The organism is Streptosporangium sp. NPDC020145, from assembly GCF_040631275.1.
Lineage (GTDB): Bacteria > Actinomycetota > Actinomycetes > Streptosporangiales > Streptosporangiaceae > Streptosporangium.
The window spans coordinates 301,456-315,819 of sequence record NZ_JBEXZT010000008.1; the positions used below are offsets into that span (position 1 = coordinate 301,456).

The 14,364-nt window shown below is 69.9% G+C and carries 12 protein-coding genes; 10 read left to right on the forward strand and 2 right to left on the reverse strand.

Translation table 11 applies throughout. The annotated features are described in order from the left end of the window. The first annotated feature begins 17 nt into the window (after positions 1–17). The 5 genes from ABZ463_RS18135 to ABZ463_RS18155 all read left to right on the forward strand — a co-directional run bounded on the left by ABZ463_RS18135 (position 18) and on the right by ABZ463_RS18155 (position 4,258). Complete coding sequence (locus ABZ463_RS18135; protein WP_352009735.1) at positions 18–1,292, forward strand: sensor domain-containing protein; 1,275 nt, start codon at positions 18–20, stop codon at positions 1,290–1,292. Further along, positions 1,265–1,924, forward strand: coding sequence for a response regulator transcription factor (locus tag ABZ463_RS18140; RefSeq protein WP_362777202.1), 660 nt, complete (start codon positions 1,265–1,267; stop codon positions 1,922–1,924). The genes ABZ463_RS18135 and ABZ463_RS18140 overlap by 28 nt, the downstream gene beginning before the upstream one ends. A 100-nt stretch (positions 1,925–2,024) precedes the next feature. Continuing rightward, on the forward strand, positions 2,025–3,170 hold the full coding sequence (locus ABZ463_RS18145) for an inorganic phosphate transporter (RefSeq protein WP_352009737.1): 1,146 nt from the start codon (positions 2,025–2,027) through the stop codon (positions 3,168–3,170). After that, positions 3,170–3,400 (forward strand): hypothetical protein, encoded by a 231-nt coding sequence (locus ABZ463_RS18150; protein WP_362777205.1) that lies wholly within the window; start codon positions 3,170–3,172, stop codon positions 3,398–3,400. Before ABZ463_RS18145 ends, ABZ463_RS18150 begins: the two co-directional genes overlap by 1 nt. A 39-nt stretch (positions 3,401–3,439) precedes the next feature. After that, a complete protein-coding gene (locus tag ABZ463_RS18155) occupies positions 3,440–4,258 on the forward strand; it encodes an MBL fold metallo-hydrolase (protein WP_362777207.1) in 819 nt (272 codons plus the stop codon). Here ABZ463_RS18155 and ABZ463_RS18160 read toward each other — a convergent pair. Together ABZ463_RS18160 and ABZ463_RS18165 are read right to left on the reverse strand one after the other, a co-directional pair. Continuing rightward, on the reverse strand, positions 4,253–5,383 hold the full coding sequence (locus tag ABZ463_RS18160; protein ID WP_352009740.1) for a globin domain-containing protein: 1,131 nt from the start codon (positions 5,381–5,383) through the stop codon (positions 4,253–4,255). The genes ABZ463_RS18155 and ABZ463_RS18160 overlap by 6 nt on opposite strands. 4 nt (positions 5,384–5,387) lie before the next feature. Continuing rightward, on the reverse strand, positions 5,388–6,146 hold the full coding sequence (locus ABZ463_RS18165; RefSeq protein ID WP_352009741.1) for a pyridoxamine 5'-phosphate oxidase family protein: 759 nt from the start codon (positions 6,144–6,146) through the stop codon (positions 5,388–5,390). Between the two features lie 377 nt (positions 6,147–6,523). On the opposite strand from ABZ463_RS18165, the gene ABZ463_RS18170 reads away from it, so the two are divergent. The 5 genes from ABZ463_RS18170 (at position 6,524) to ABZ463_RS18190 (ending at position 14,181) form a co-directional block, all read left to right on the forward strand. Next, positions 6,524–6,607 carry a putative leader peptide gene (locus ABZ463_RS18170; protein ID WP_352001415.1) on the forward strand — a complete coding sequence of 28 codons (84 nt, stop codon included), beginning with the start codon at positions 6,524–6,526 and terminating at the stop codon, positions 6,605–6,607. A gap of 253 nt (positions 6,608–6,860) precedes the next feature. Then, entirely contained in the window at positions 6,861–7,994 is a 1,134-nt protein-coding gene (gene sfnG / locus ABZ463_RS18175; RefSeq protein ID WP_352009742.1) for a dimethylsulfone monooxygenase SfnG, read from the forward strand. 62 nt (positions 7,995–8,056) lie between these two features. Further along, positions 8,057–9,274, forward strand: a complete 1,218-nt coding sequence (locus ABZ463_RS18180; RefSeq protein ID WP_362777213.1) for an acyl-CoA dehydrogenase family protein — start codon at positions 8,057–8,059, stop codon at positions 9,272–9,274. 102 nt (positions 9,275–9,376) lie between these two features. Continuing rightward, a complete protein-coding gene (locus ABZ463_RS18185) occupies positions 9,377–10,582 on the forward strand; it encodes an SfnB family sulfur acquisition oxidoreductase (protein WP_362777216.1) in 1,206 nt (401 codons plus the stop codon). 326 nt (positions 10,583–10,908) lie between these two features. Continuing rightward, positions 10,909–14,181, forward strand: coding sequence for a glycosyl hydrolase family 18 protein (locus ABZ463_RS18190; RefSeq protein ID WP_352009745.1), 3,273 nt, complete (start codon positions 10,909–10,911; stop codon positions 14,179–14,181). The last annotated feature ends 183 nt before the right edge of the window (positions 14,182–14,364 follow it).

Below are 14,364 nucleotides of genomic sequence, written 5' to 3' on the forward strand. Positions count from 1 at the left end.
GGACGTAGTGTCGTCGGATGCAGTCATCGGCGGCGTGGCGGGCCCTCACCCGGTGGGACCTGGTGCTGACCTCCTGGCCGTGGCGCTCGCTCGCCTACCTGGTCACCGGCGTGCTCGTCGGCGAGGTCGTCCTGGTGGTCTTCCTGCTGGGCCTGTTCACCGGGACCGTCCTGGCCGCGGTGCTGATCGGCGTGCCGCTGCTGCTCGTGCTCGCCCTCGGCGGCATACCCGTGGCCGCGCTCGAACGCCGCAGGCTGCGGATCATCGACCCGGACCCGGCCCCGACCCCGCACCGCGCCGCGGAGTCCTCGGGGGTCGTCGCGTGGCTGCGGTTGCGGCTGCGGGAACAGGCCACCTGGCGGGAGCTCGGCTACCTGGTCCTGATGGTCACGGTGCTGTGGCCGATCGAGCTGCTGGCGGTGACCTTCGGGCTGGGCATGCCCGCCACGATGGTCCTGACCCCCGCCCTGCGCTCGCAGACGGGAGACGTCAGGGTGCTGAGGTTCTGGCTGGTCGACAACGACCTGTCGGCGATGGCCGCGCTCGCCATCGGCTCGCTCTGGCTCCTGCTGGCCCTGTACCCGCTGACGCTGCTCGCCCTGGCCCACGGCGCGCTGGCCAGGGCGATGCTGTCGCCGAAGGAGATCGACGCGGGACGGCGGCTCGCCGAGATCACCCGGTCGAGGACCCGGCTGGTCGCGGCCTTCGAGTCGGAGCGGCGCCGGATCGAACGCGACCTGCACGACGGCGCGCAGCAACGGCTGGTCGCGCTGACCATGACGCTCGGCATGGCCAGGCTGACGGAGGGCGAGGAGACCGCCGAGCTGGTCGCACGGGCCCACGGCCAGGCGAAACTGGCCCTGGCCGAGATCCGCGACCTGATCAGGGGCATCCATCCGCAGATCCTCACCGACCGGGGCCTGCCCGCCGCCGTCGCCGACGTGGCCGACCGGTCGCCGATACCCGTCGACGTCTCGGTCACGCTGCCGCGCCTGCCCGAGGCCGTCGAGTCGGTCGCCTACTTCGTGGTCTCCGAGGCGCTGGCCAACGTGGCCAGGCACAGCGGCGCCGCCCACGCCCGGGTCGAGGGCCGTCTCGACGGCGGCCTCCTGGTGGTCGAGGTCGGCGACGACGGCACGGGCGGCGCCGACCCCGCCAGGGGCAGCGGCCTGGCCGGTCTGGCCGACCGCGTCTCCGTCGTCGACGGCAGGCTCATGCTCTCCAGCCCCGCCGGGGGCCCTACCCTGCTACGTGTGGAGATCCCTTGCGTACCGACCGACCCCTCGACATAGTCCTCGCCGAGGACGGCGTCCTGCTGCGTGAGGGGCTCGCCGGGCTGCTGACCCGCTTCGGGCACCGGGTGGTCGCCTCGGTCGGCGACGCCGACGGCCTCGTCGAGGCGGTACGGGCGCACACCCCTGACGTCGTGGTCACCGACGTGCGGATGCCACCCGGCTTCACCGACGAGGGACTGCGGGCCGCGGTCGCGCTGCGCGCCGCCGACCCCCGCCTGCCCGTCCTGGTGCTGAGCCAGTACGTCGAGCAGACCTACGCCAGCGAGCTGCTCGACTCCGGCGACGGGACCGGGGTCGGCTATCTCCTCAAGGACCGGGTCGGCGACGTCGAGGAGTTCGTGGACGCGCTGCACGGCGTCGCCTCCGGCGGCACGGTCGTCGACCCCGAGGTGGTCAGGCAGTTGCTGCGCCGCCGCCGTGACCCGCTCGGCAGGCTCTCCCCGCGTGAGCGGGAGGTGCTGGCCCTGATGGCGGAGGGCCGTTCCAACGCGGCCATCGCCAGGGGGCTGGTGATCTCCGAGGCCGCCGTCGGCAAGCACATCGGGAGCATCCTGACCAAGCTCGACCTGCCGCCCGCCGAGGACGACCACCGCAGAGTCCTGGCCGTGGTGACCTACCTGCGCGGCTGACCTCCATGGCCCGTGGACAAGCAGGCATATAAAGAATGAATTTTCCAGTTAAGGCCGGACTTTAAGGGTCATTGCCGCCTAAAAGGTCAATACAGCTGTTATGGACTCCAACACCGTACTGCTGGGAGTCGTGGTGGCCACCGCCCTGGCCTTCGACTTCACCAACGGATTCCACGACACGGCCAACGCGATGGCGACCTCCATCGCCACCGGCGCCCTGCGCCCCAAGATCGCCGTCGCGCTCTCGGCGATCCTCAACTTCCTCGGCGCCTTCCTCTCCCTGGCCGTCGCGGCGACCATCGCGACCGGCATCGTCGAGGCCGGAGCCATCACCCTCACCGTCGTCTTCGCCGGACTCGTGGGCGGTCTGGCCTGGAACCTCCTCACCTGGTACTTCGGCATCCCCTCCAGCTCCTCCCACGCGCTGATCGGCGGAGTCGTCGGGGCGACGCTGATCGCCGCGGGCCCCTCGGCCGTGAAGGCGGTCGGCATCGTCTCCAAGGTGCTGATCCCCGCCGTCCTGGCGCCGCTGGCCGCCATCCTGGTCGCGACCATCGGTACCTTCCTGGTCTACGTCATCACCAGGAACGTTCCCGACGACATCCGCGGCAGAGGGTTCAGGATCGGCCAGATCGGGTCGGCCTCACTCGTCTCGCTCGCCCACGGCACCAACGACGCCCAGAAGACCATGGGCATCATCACCCTCGCCCTGATCGCCAACGGCACCCTCGGCAAGGACGCGGGACCGCCGCTGTGGGTGATCGTCTGCAGTGCGAGCGCCATCGCCCTGGGCACCTACCTCGGCGGCTGGCGGATCATCCGTACCCTCGGCAAGGGGCTCACCGAGATCGAGACACCGCAGGGCTTCGCCGCGGAGGGGTCCTCGGCGGCGGTCATCTTCGCCTCCTCCCACTTCGGCTTCCCGCTGTCCACGACGCACGTGTGCGCCGGGTCGGTGATCGGCTCCGGCCTCGGCAAGCGGCTGGCCGAGGTGCGCTGGAACGTGGCCGGTCAGATGGCCACCGCGTGGCTGCTGACGCTGCCCGCCGCCGCCCTGGTCGGCGCCGTCGCGTGGAAGGGCGCCGACCTCATCGGCGGGGCGGGCGGGGTGACCGTCGTCTTCCTGCTCGCGCTGCTCGGCGGCCTCGGCCTCTACCTCGCCTCCCGCCGCAGCACGGTGAACGCCGCCAACGTCAACGACGAGTGGACCGGACGCACCCCCGCCCCGGTCAAGGAGGCCGTGTGATGAACGCCTACCTCGACCTCGACGCCCTGTGGCGGGTCCTGGTCGCCGCCCTGGCCGGTGGCGCGGGGCTCGTCGCGGTCTTCTCCGTCGCCCTGGCCGGTCTGGCCGCCGCCCGGCCCACCTCGGCCGGAGGCGGCGGACGTCCCCTCGGCTGGGTCGTCGCGGTGGCCGGTTTCCTGGTCGTCGTGAGCGGTGTCGCCCTCGGCATCTGGGTGATGCTGCACAAATGAGCCTCCCGTACGGCCCGGCCGCGCGGGCCGTACGGGAGAATGCCGTCCGTGGAGGGACGTTGGATCGAGGTCGCCGACCGGGTGCTGGTGCGGCGGCACAGTGAGCTCGACCTGTCCGTCGGGCTGGTCCTCGGCGACGGCGGCTGCCTGGTGGTCGACACGCGGGGCGACGCCCGGCAGGGCGCAGAACTGGCCGCCGAGGTACGGAGGATCACCCCGGATCCGTGGACGGTGGTGATCACCCACTCGCACTTCGACCACAGCTTCGGCACGGGCGCCTTCCTCGACTGCCCCGTCTGGGCGCACGAGGCCTGCCGTGGCGACCTGGTGGCGAACGGTTGCGCGGCCAGGGACACCTGGGCGCGGTGGTACCGCGACCAGGGGCGGGACGACGTCGCCGACGACATCGCGGGCACGGAGATCGCGCTGCCCGACCGCCTGGTGAGCTCGGGGGCCGAACTCGTCGCCGGAGGCAGGAGGGTCGTGCTGGCCCACTTCGGTCCCGGCCACTCCGGCAACGACCTCGTGGTCCACGTGCCGGACGCGGACGTGGTCTTCGCCGGTGACCTGGTGGAGAACGGCGCGCCGCCCGACTACGAGGACGCCGCTCCCCTGGCGTGGCCCGCCGCCCTCGACGGACTGCTCGGGCTGCCCGGGACCACGGCGGCGACGACGGTCGTTCCCGGCCACGGCGACCCGGTCGGGCGCGGGTTCGTCGTCGCCCAGCGCGCGGAGATCGCCGCCGTCGCCGACCTCTGCCGCCGGGTCGCCTCGGGCGAGCTGGACCGGGAGCACGCCGTACGGCTGTCGCCCTATCCGCGCGAGACGACCCTCACCGCCCTTGACCGTGTGTCATGAGGGCACGAAGCTGGGGGCCTCCCCGCTGAACTCGCTGTGCACGCGCTCACCGCGCACCCCCATGGCCAGCAGCCGCGCGGTCGTGTGGCGCACCATCTCCGGCGAGCCGCACACGTAGACGTCCCCGTCGGGGATGACCCGGTGGTATTCGAGGGCGTCGACCGCGGTGTGCCTCGGCCAGTGCTCGGGTTCGTCGGAGACGGCCTGGATGATCCGCAGACGCTTGTGCTGCGCCCGCAGGCGCCGCAGGTCGTGCATGTCGTAGGCCTCGGAGCTGTGCCGTACGCCGTGGAAGAGGTCGATGGAGGGGCGCTCCGGCGACCACGCCGACTCCTCGACGAGCGCCTTGAGCGGGGCGAGGCCGGTGCCGCCCGCCAGGAACACCAGGTGCGGGGTGCGCGCGTCGTTCAGCGAGAACGTCCCCCTCGGCGGGCCGATCAGGACGATGTCGCCGGGCTGGGTGTGCCGGACCAGCGCCGTGCTGACCCATCCGCCCGGCACGGCCCGCACGTGGAAGGACAGGCGGTTGTCGTGCCTGGGCGCGTTGGCGATCGAGTACGGCCGCCACACCTTGGGCCACTGCCCGGTCTGCAGGGTGGCGTACTGCCCCGCCCTGAAGGGGTAGGGCTGGTCGGGCTCGACGTTGATCACGGCGATGTCCCGGGTGCGCATCTCGTGCGAGACGACCGTACCGATCCAGGAGGGCGGCGCGTGGACGGCGTCCTGTTCCGCGGCCTGGATCATCACCTCGGCGACGTAACGGTAGGCGTTCATCCACGCCTCGTCGTAGGCGGGCAGCCAGGCGCCGTGGGCGTTGGCCCGCATCGCGGCCACCAGGCAGTGGCCCAGCGCGGGGTAGTGCTCGGGGCGCACGCCGTACTTGCGGTGGTCCCTGGCGAGCTGGCCGAGGTAGTCGTCGAGCGGCTCACCGTTCTCCAGGCTGAGCACCACCTGGGTCAGCGCCTTGAGCAGCCGGTCGCGCTGCACGTCCATCGCGGGCGGGAACATCTCTCTCACCTGCGGATACTCGGAGAAGAGCCTGCCGTAGAAGTGCATGGTGACCTTCTCGGCCACGGGGGCGACGAGCAGCCAGCTGTGGCGGATCAGCCCGATGTCGATCATCATGTCGTCACCCGGCCGGCTTCCCCGCCTTTTCCCTTTCCCTCTCGGCGGGCCACTCCCTCTCGGCGGGCAGCCCTCTGTCGACGGATCTCTCCCTTTCGACGGGCCGCTCCCCACGGCGGCCGACACCGAAGTGGTCCTCCCCCGCCGGTCTGCGCCGCGCTCCGTGCCGGCCTCCGCGTTCCTGCCTGGCCAGCAGCGGGATGTGCTTCGAGCAGTGGATGTAGGCCTCCTCGACCTCGATCCTGACCCAGCGCTCGGCCCTGCGGCCCGGGGCCGTCATGTCCTCGTCGGCCAGGCCGTGACGGCGGGCCGCGTCGTAGGCGGTGACGATGGTCGCCGAACCGTTGACGTGCAGCCCGACGAGTTCCTCGAAGAAGTCGACGAACAACAGGCTGAGGTGCGGATTCTCCATGATGTTGCCGAGGCTGGCGAGCACGCCGTTGCCGCGGAACTCCGGGTAGGCGAGCGTGGTCTCGTCGAGGACCCTGACGAATCCGGGAGGGCCGGCGCGGAAGGTCGTGTCGCAGTTTCCCGAGGCGTCGGCCGTACCCACGAAGACCATCTCCTGGCGGGCCACGAACTCCCTCATCCGCGGCGTCAGCCGGTCGGTGACCTGGCGTTCGTAGAACCTCTTCGCCCTGTCGCGGGTGGCGAACAGGAGCTGGAGCACGTGTTCCCCCCTCGAACCGGGGAGGTGGTCCCCGTCGTCCAGGCCGCCGCGCGGCGTGTACTGGTCCATCAACTCGACATCGCTCCCATCCATCGCGGACCCGTGGTCCGCGACGCGATCTGTGACATGGGCACGCGCCGGTCCTGCCTCCGGCGGGAGCCGCCGGAGGAGGTCTGTGCCCGCTCCGTGCCCGCTCCTTGCCCACACAGGCGTTGGAGCCTAGACCACAAATCGTGCATGTCTTGAATGTTTACGAAACTTTCCTTCGGCTGTCACATCGGCCACTTCAGCCACAGCCGTCCCCGGTACCCGATGCCCGTGCGACCAAACACGGCCTCGCCAACTTCTTGTGACGGCCCCGCCCCGAGCCCGGTCGTCACACGTGTTTCGCCGAAATTAACAAAAAACACAGGAGAGAAAAAACAAACAGCTTCTCGACTGCCGGTGACGACTCGGCTACTCTTACTCGCATGACGAAGCGACAGGCCCTGACGCGGCGGCGGCACGTCGATCTCGCCCGCGTCTCCAGCGCCATCTGTCGTCCCCAGTCCTGAGAGCCCTTCCCCCTCTCGCCCCCTCCCACCAGGCATTTCCCCCTTTCTCCGCCTGGCGTTCACGGCGTCGCCCCTCTTCCCAACCGCCTTCGGAATTCCCCTTCCAAGCGGTACGGCATCGCATGTGAATTCGCCATGCCAATTTCCCGACCCTCTTTTCTCGTCCGTCGTGAACGGTATTTCCCCATGCCGTGAACGACGACCACCCGGTTTTCTCCGTCATGCCCTCCCTCCATGTGCCGGGAGCCTTTCGATGTCCGCACCACCCTCCACAGAACCCGTGCGATTCGCCTACTGGGTGCCGAACGTCAGCGGCGGCCTGGTCACCAGCCGGATCGAACAACGCACCGACTGGAGCTACGAGTACAACCGTGACCTGGCCGTCCTCGCCGAGGAGAACGGCTTCGACTACGCCCTGAGCCAGGTCCGCTACATCGCCGGCTACGGCGCCGAGTACCAGCACGAGTCGACCGGATTCAGCCTGGCCCTGCTGCTGGCCACCCGGCGGCTGAAGGTCATCGCCGCGGTCCACCCCGGCCTGTGGCATCCGGGGGTGCTGGCCAAGTTCGGCGCGACCGCCGACCACCTCTCCGGCGGCCGGTTCGCGGTGAACGTCGTCAGCGGCTGGTTCAAGGGCGAGTTCACCGCCCTCGGCGAGCCGTGGCTCGAACACGACGAGCGTTACCGCCGCTCAGAGGAGTTCATCCGCGCCCTGCGCGCCATCTGGACCGAGGACCACGCCGAGCTGGCCGGGGACTTCTACCGGATCCGCGACTTCTCCCTCAAGCCGAAGCCGCTGAGTTCCGCGGGCCGTCCGCACCCGGAGATCTTCCAGGGCGGCAACTCCACCGCCGCCCGCGCCATGGCGGGCCGGGTCTCCGACTGGTACTTCAGCAACGGCAGGGACTTCGACGGCGTCGCCGAGCAGCTCGCGGACGTGCGCGCCGCCGCCGAGGGCGTGGGGCGCCGCCCGCCCCGCTTCGGTCTCAACGGCTTCCTCATCGCCCGCGACACCGAGGCCGAGGCCCGCGAGACCCTCAGGGAGATCGTCGCCAAGGCCGACACCGAGGCCGTGCGCGACTTCGGCGACGCCGTCAGGCAGGCGGGCCGTTCGACCGCCGACGGCAGGGGGATGTGGCAGGACTCGACCTTCGAGGACCTGGTCCAGTACAACGACGGGTTCCGCACCGGCCTGATCGGCACCCCCGAGCAGGTCGCCGAGCGCATCGTCGCCTACCGGCGGCTCGGCGTCGACCTCCTGCTGCTCGGCTTCCTGCACTACCACGAGGAGGTCGAGTACTTCGGCAGGCGGGTGCTGCCGCTCGTGCGCGAGCTGGAGTCCCGGCTGCCCGGGAAGGAGAGCGAGCCCGCCACGCTCGGCTCCTGACCGCACCACCAGCCCCCCGGAACAGCGAACCCACGACCGTCAGCCCGAACGAGAGGTCCGTCATGACCGCCGTCACTCCTTCCGCCTGGCAGACAGAGCCCTTCCCCGACAGCCCGCAGGGCTGGATCGACCGGGCCGCCGAGGTGGCCGCCGTGCTCTCGACCGACGCCGCCGCCCGTGACAAGGCCGCGGCGACGCCGTACGCCGAGGTCCGGTTGTTGAAGGACTCCGGGCTCGTCACCCTGCTCGGGCCCGTCGAGCACGGGGGCGGGGGCCAGAACTGGCCGACCGCCTACCGCGTCGTCCGTGAGATCTCCAAGGCGGACGGCTCCGTCGGCCAGCTGCTCGGCTACCACTACCTGTGGAACTGGGCGGCCAGGCTGGTCGGCACCCGTGAGCAGTGGGAGCACGTCGAGGCGGAGGCCGCGCGCAACCGGTGGTTCTTCGGCGGCGCGGTCAACCCACGCGACAACGACGTCGTCGTCACCGAGGACGGCGACGACCTGGTCTTCACCGGGCGCAAGTCCTTCTCGACGGGCAGCAAGGTCTCCGACGTGACCGTCCTGGAAGGGGTGCTCGACGGGACGCAGACGCACATCTTCGCGATCGTGCCCTCCGACAGCCCGGGGCTGACCTTCCACGACGACTGGGACAACATCGGCCAGCGGCTCACCGAGAGCGGCAGCGTCACCCTCGACGGCGTCCGGACCCCATGGGCCTCGGCGGCCGGTTTCGTGGACCGGGTGTTCCAGCCCCGCGTCTACAACACCCTCAACGTCCCGACGATCCAGCTCGTCTTCGTCAACCTCTACCTCGGCATAGCGGCGGGCGCCCTGGAGACGGCCGCGACATACACCAGGACCAGGTCCCGTTCCTGGCTGCACGGCGGACACGACAACGCGGTGGACGAGCCGTACGTCATCGACGCCTACGGCGAGCTGACCTCCAGGCTCTGGGCGGCCGAGGCGCTGGCCGACCGGATCGCCGAGGAGGGTGAGAGGCTGCACGGCGACCCGGACGCGGTGACCGAGGCGGCGCGCGGGGAGTTCGAGGTGCGGGTCGCGGCGGCCAAGGCCGTGGCGACCGAGGTCTCCCTTGAGGTGACCGGCCGGATCTTCGAGGTCACCGGCGCGCGGGCGACCACGAGCGCCGAGGGCCTGGACCGGTTCTGGCGCAACGTCCGCACCCACACCCTGCACGACCCGGTCGCCTACAAGCGCCGGGAGGTCGGGCGTTTCGTCCTGACGGGCGAGATTCCCGAGCCGACCTGGTACTCCTGACCCCTCCGCGCCGGTGACCGCGTGCCCGGTCGTGGCCGACACGGACGGCCACGACCGGGCACGCCCCGGTTCTCCCTGTACCGACCCCCTGGAGATCCCGCCGTGACCGCTCATGTGACCGCTCATGTGATCGCCGACGACGCCGAGGCGCTGGAGACGGCCGGGAGGCTGGCCGCCGAGTTCCGCGCGGGCGCCTCCGAGCGGGACTCGGCGAGGAAGCTCCCGCACGCCGAGGTGGAGCGGCTCTCGGCGAGCGGGCTGCTCGGCGTCACCGTTCCCGCCGACCACGGTGGCGCCGACATCCGCCACGAGACACTGGCCGAGGTCTTCCGGCTGCTGGCCTCCGGCGATCCGAGCCTGGCGCAGATCCCGCAGAGCCACTTCGTCTACGTCAACGTCCTGCGCCGCCAGGGCACCCCGGCGCAGCGGGAGTTCTTCTTCGCCGAGGTGCTGGCGGGACGCAGGTTCGGCAACGCCCAGTCGGAGGCGGGCACCAGGCACGTCCAGGACATCCGTACCAGGCTCGTCCCGGCGCCGGACGGCTCGTTCCTGCTCAGCGGCGTCAAGCACTACTCGACCGGGGCGCTGTTCGCGCACTGGATCCCGGTGCTCGCCCGTGCCGAGGACGACACGCTCCACGTCGCCTACGTGCCGCGCGAGGCGCGGGGGCTGACCGTCGTCGACGACTGGGACGGCATGGGCCAGCGCACCACGGCGAGCGGGACCGTCAAGCTCGACCGGGTCGAGGTGCCCGCGGACCGGGTGGTGCCGCACCACCTGACCTTCCAGGGGCCGCAGCTGCACGGCGCGGTCGCCCAGCTGCTGCACACCGCCATCGACGTGGGGATCGCCGCCGCGGCCCTGGCCGAGGCCGCCGAGTTCGTCCGCACCAGGAGCAGGCCCTGGTTCGAGAGCGGTCACGAGAGCGCGGCCGACGACCCGCTGCTCATCCAGCGCTTCGGTGAGCTGGGCGTTCAGCTGCGCGCGGCCGAGGCGCTGCTGGCGACGGCCGCCAGGACCGTGGACGCCGCGGGCACGCCGGGGGCCGGGCTCACCGAGGAAAGCGCGGCCGAGGCGTCCATCGCGGTGGCCGCCGCCAAGGCCTTCGCCGCGAGCGCCGCGGTCGACATCGGCGGCGCCCTGTTCGAGCTGGCCGGAACCCGCTCCGCGCTGGACGGCCTCAACCTGCACCGTTTCTGGCGGGACGCCAGGACCCACACCCTGCACGACCCGGCCAGGTGGAAGGTGCAGCACATCGGGCGTTACCTGCTCAACGGCACCCTGCCGCCCCGGCACGGCCTGCTCTGACCTTCTCCGGCGCGCCCTCTCTGGACCGTCCTCCGCGGTCGCGCGCCGTACGGGATCTTCGTGGCCCGTAATCCCCGGTGTCCGGATGGATATGTCCGGACATATAGAAAAACCGAGGGTTGACGGTGTATGTCAGCGCGAGTAGCTTCCCGAATTAAATAAGAAGGTTTCTTGTTTGTTGCTTCCCTGACGAGCGGATTCACCCGCCCGCCGGGAAGGTCACACGCGCGCGCGAACTATCTCGGGGGACACCTTTTTAGCTGCTTCGCCAGAGAGGAAGCACGATGTCCCGTCTCCGTTCATGGAGAGCAGTCGCCGTTGCGGTCATGTACGCGGCCGCAACGGCGGGAATGGCCGCGGTCGGTGCGCCCGCCGCGCACGCCGCGGCATCGCTGACCGCCAAGTTCTCCGCCTCCGACCGCGGTACCTGGTGGCAAGGAACGTACGAGGTGAAGAACGCCGGCGACTCGGCGGCGACCACCTGGACCCTCGAATTCGACCTCAACTCCGGCCAGTCCATCGGCAACTGGTGGAACGGCACGCCGACCATCAGCGGCAGCCACGTGACCGTCAAGCCCGGCAGCGGCAACGCCAACGTTCCCGCGGGCGGAAGCACGGGCGGCAACAGCTTCGGCTTCGTCGGCATGGGGCCGACCACCCCGCCGGCCAACTGCAAGATCAACGGCAACCCGTGTGAGGGCGGCCCGCCGCCGGACACCCCGCCGACCGCGCCGGGCAAGCCCGTCGCGACGCCGACGACCAACAGCGTCGCCCTGACCTGGGCCGCCTCGACCGACGACAAGGGCGTCGCGGGCTACGACGTCTACCAGGGCACCTCCAAGGTCACCTCGGTGGCGACCACCTCCGCGACGGTGAACGGCCTCACGCCCGACACCGAGTACACCTTCTCCGTCAAGGCGAAAGACACCGCGGGCCAGGAGTCGGCCTCCTCCCCCTCGACCACCGTCCGCACCCTCAAGGACGACACCCCCGACACCGAGGCGCCGACCACCCCCGGCACGCCGACCGTGAGCGGCAGGACGACCACCAGCATCACCCTGCAGTGGGGTGCCTCGACCGACAACAGGGGCGTCACCGCCTACGAGGTCTACAACGGTGACTCGTCGGCTTCCACTGTGACGGGGACGCCGCCGAACACGACCACCACGATCAACGGGCTGAGCGCCGACACCGAGTACACCTTCAAGGTCCGCGCCAAGGACGGAGCGGGCAACCAGTCCGGCTTCTCCGGGACCGTCACCGCCCGCACCGACAAGCCGGACACCGAGGCACCGACCACCCCCGGAACGCCGACCGTGACCGGCAAGACGAACACCAGCATCACCCTGCAGTGGGGCGCCTCGACCGACAACAAGGGCGTCGTCTCCTACGAGGTCTACAACGGCAACTCCTCCGCGACCGTCGTGACCGGGACCCCGCCGGGTACGACCGCGACCGTCAGCGGCCTGACCGAGGACACCGAGTACACCTTCAAGGTCCGGGCGAAGGACGCCGTCGGCAACCAGTCCGACTTCTCCGGAACGGTCACCGGCCGCACCGACAAGCTGCCCACCGACCAGTCGGCCTGCCGTCCCGACGGCCTCTACCAGTCTCCCGGCGTGACCGGCGTGCCGTACTGCACGGTCTACGACAACAACGGGCGCGAGAAGATGGGCGCCGACCACCCGCGCCGCGTGGTGGGCTACTTCACCAGCTGGCGTACCGGCAAGGACGGTTCCCCGTCCTACCTCGCCAAGGACATCCCCTGGGACAAGATCACCCACATCAACTACGCCTTCGCCCACATCGACGGGCAGGGCAAGGTCTCCGTGGGCTCCCCCAGCGCGAACAACCCCTCCATCGGCATGGAGTGGCCGGGCGTCGCCGGGGCCGAGATGGACCCGGCCTACTCCTACAAGGGCCACTTCAACCAGCTCAACAAGTTCAAGAAGCAGCACCCCAACGTCAAGACGATCCTGTCGATCGGCGGCTGGGCCGAGACCGGTGGCTACATCGACGACAACGGCGTCCGGCAGGCCTCCGGCGGCTTCTACACGATGGCCAGCTCGCAGTCGAGCATCAACACCTTCGCCGACTCGGCCGTGAAGTTCATGAAGGACTACGGCTTCGACGGTGTGGACATCGACTACGAGTACGCGACCTCCGCCCCCAACGCCGGTAACCCCGACGACTTCAGCTTCTCCAACCCGCGCCGGGCGACGCTGATGGCGGGCTACGTCAACCTGATGAAGACCCTGCGGCAGAAGCTGGACGCCGCCGCCGCGGCCGACGGCAAGTACTACCTGCTCACCGCGGCGACCACCGCCTCCGGCTGGATCCTGCGCGGCAGCGAGACCTACCAGGTCACCCCGTACCTCGACTACGCCAACATGATGACCTACGACCTGCACGGGGCGTGGAACCACTTCGTCGGCCCGCTGCAGGCCCTCTACGACGACGGCAGCGACGCCGAGATGAAGTACTGGAACGTCTACGGCACCTACAGCGGCATCGGCTACATGAACGGCGACTGGGCCTTCCACCACCTGCGAGGCGCGATGCAGGCGGGCCGGATCAACCTGGGCGTCGGCTACTACAGCCGGGGATGGCAGCGCGTCACCGGAGGCACGGACGGCCTCTGGGGCACCTCCGACCTGCCGGACCAGAACAACTGCCCCGAGGGCACCGGCGGCAAGATCGGTTCCAAGGTGCCGTGTGGTGACGGCGCCATCGGCATCGACAACCTCTGGCACGACCTGGACAAGGCGGGCAAGGAAGTCCCGGCCGGCGTCAACCCGGTCTGGCACTTCAAGAACCTGCAGGAGGGCAAGCAGGGCAGCTACATCACCCAGTACGGCCTCACCCCGGACACCGACCCGACCGACCGCATCTCGGGCACCTATGTCCGCAAGTACTCCTCCTCCATGGTCGCCCCGTGGCTGTGGAACAACGACAAGAAGGTCTACCTGTCCACCGAGGACGACCAGTCCATCCAGGCCAAGGCCGACTACGTGGCCAACAAGGGCATGGGCGGCATCATGATCTGGGAGCTGGCCGGCGACTACAAGTACTACCCCGAGCGTGACGGCGGCAAGGGCGAGTACTTCATCGGCGACACCCTCACCACCAAGATCTACAACACCTTCAAGACGGCCGCGCCGTACGGGAACCTGAAGGCCGGCACCAGGACGATGCCGACCGAGACCCTCAACGTCCAGGCCGAGCTGTACGGCTTCGCGGTCGGCGACGCCAACTACCCGATCTCCCCCAAGTTCAAGTTCACCAACAACTCGACGACCACGATCCCCGGCGGCGCCACGATCGAGTTCGACTACGGCACCTCCGCCCCGGCGACCATGACCCAGCAGACGGGCTGGACGCTCTCGGTGGTCTCGACCGGGCACACCGGGCCGAACGTCGGCGGCCTCAAGGGCGACTTCCATCGGATACGGCTGACCGTTCCGACCTGGGAGAGCATCGCCCCGGGGCAGTCGAAGGAGGTCCAGCTCAGATACGACCTGCCCATCGCGACGCCGTCCAACTTCGTCGTGACCTTCGGCGGGAAGTCCTACCGGATGGCCGCCGACAACCCACGGTGATCTCTCCGGTGATCTCCCGGTGATCCGGGAACCGCACCTTCGCTGACACGTTCCGCCCGGCCACACGGCCGGGCGGAATGTTTTTCCGCCCTTATCCAGCATTATCCAGATTGCTTACCTGTTGGGTCGGAAGCCAATAAGACCGCCCCACAACCCACATTGCATGCGCACTCAAAAACACGG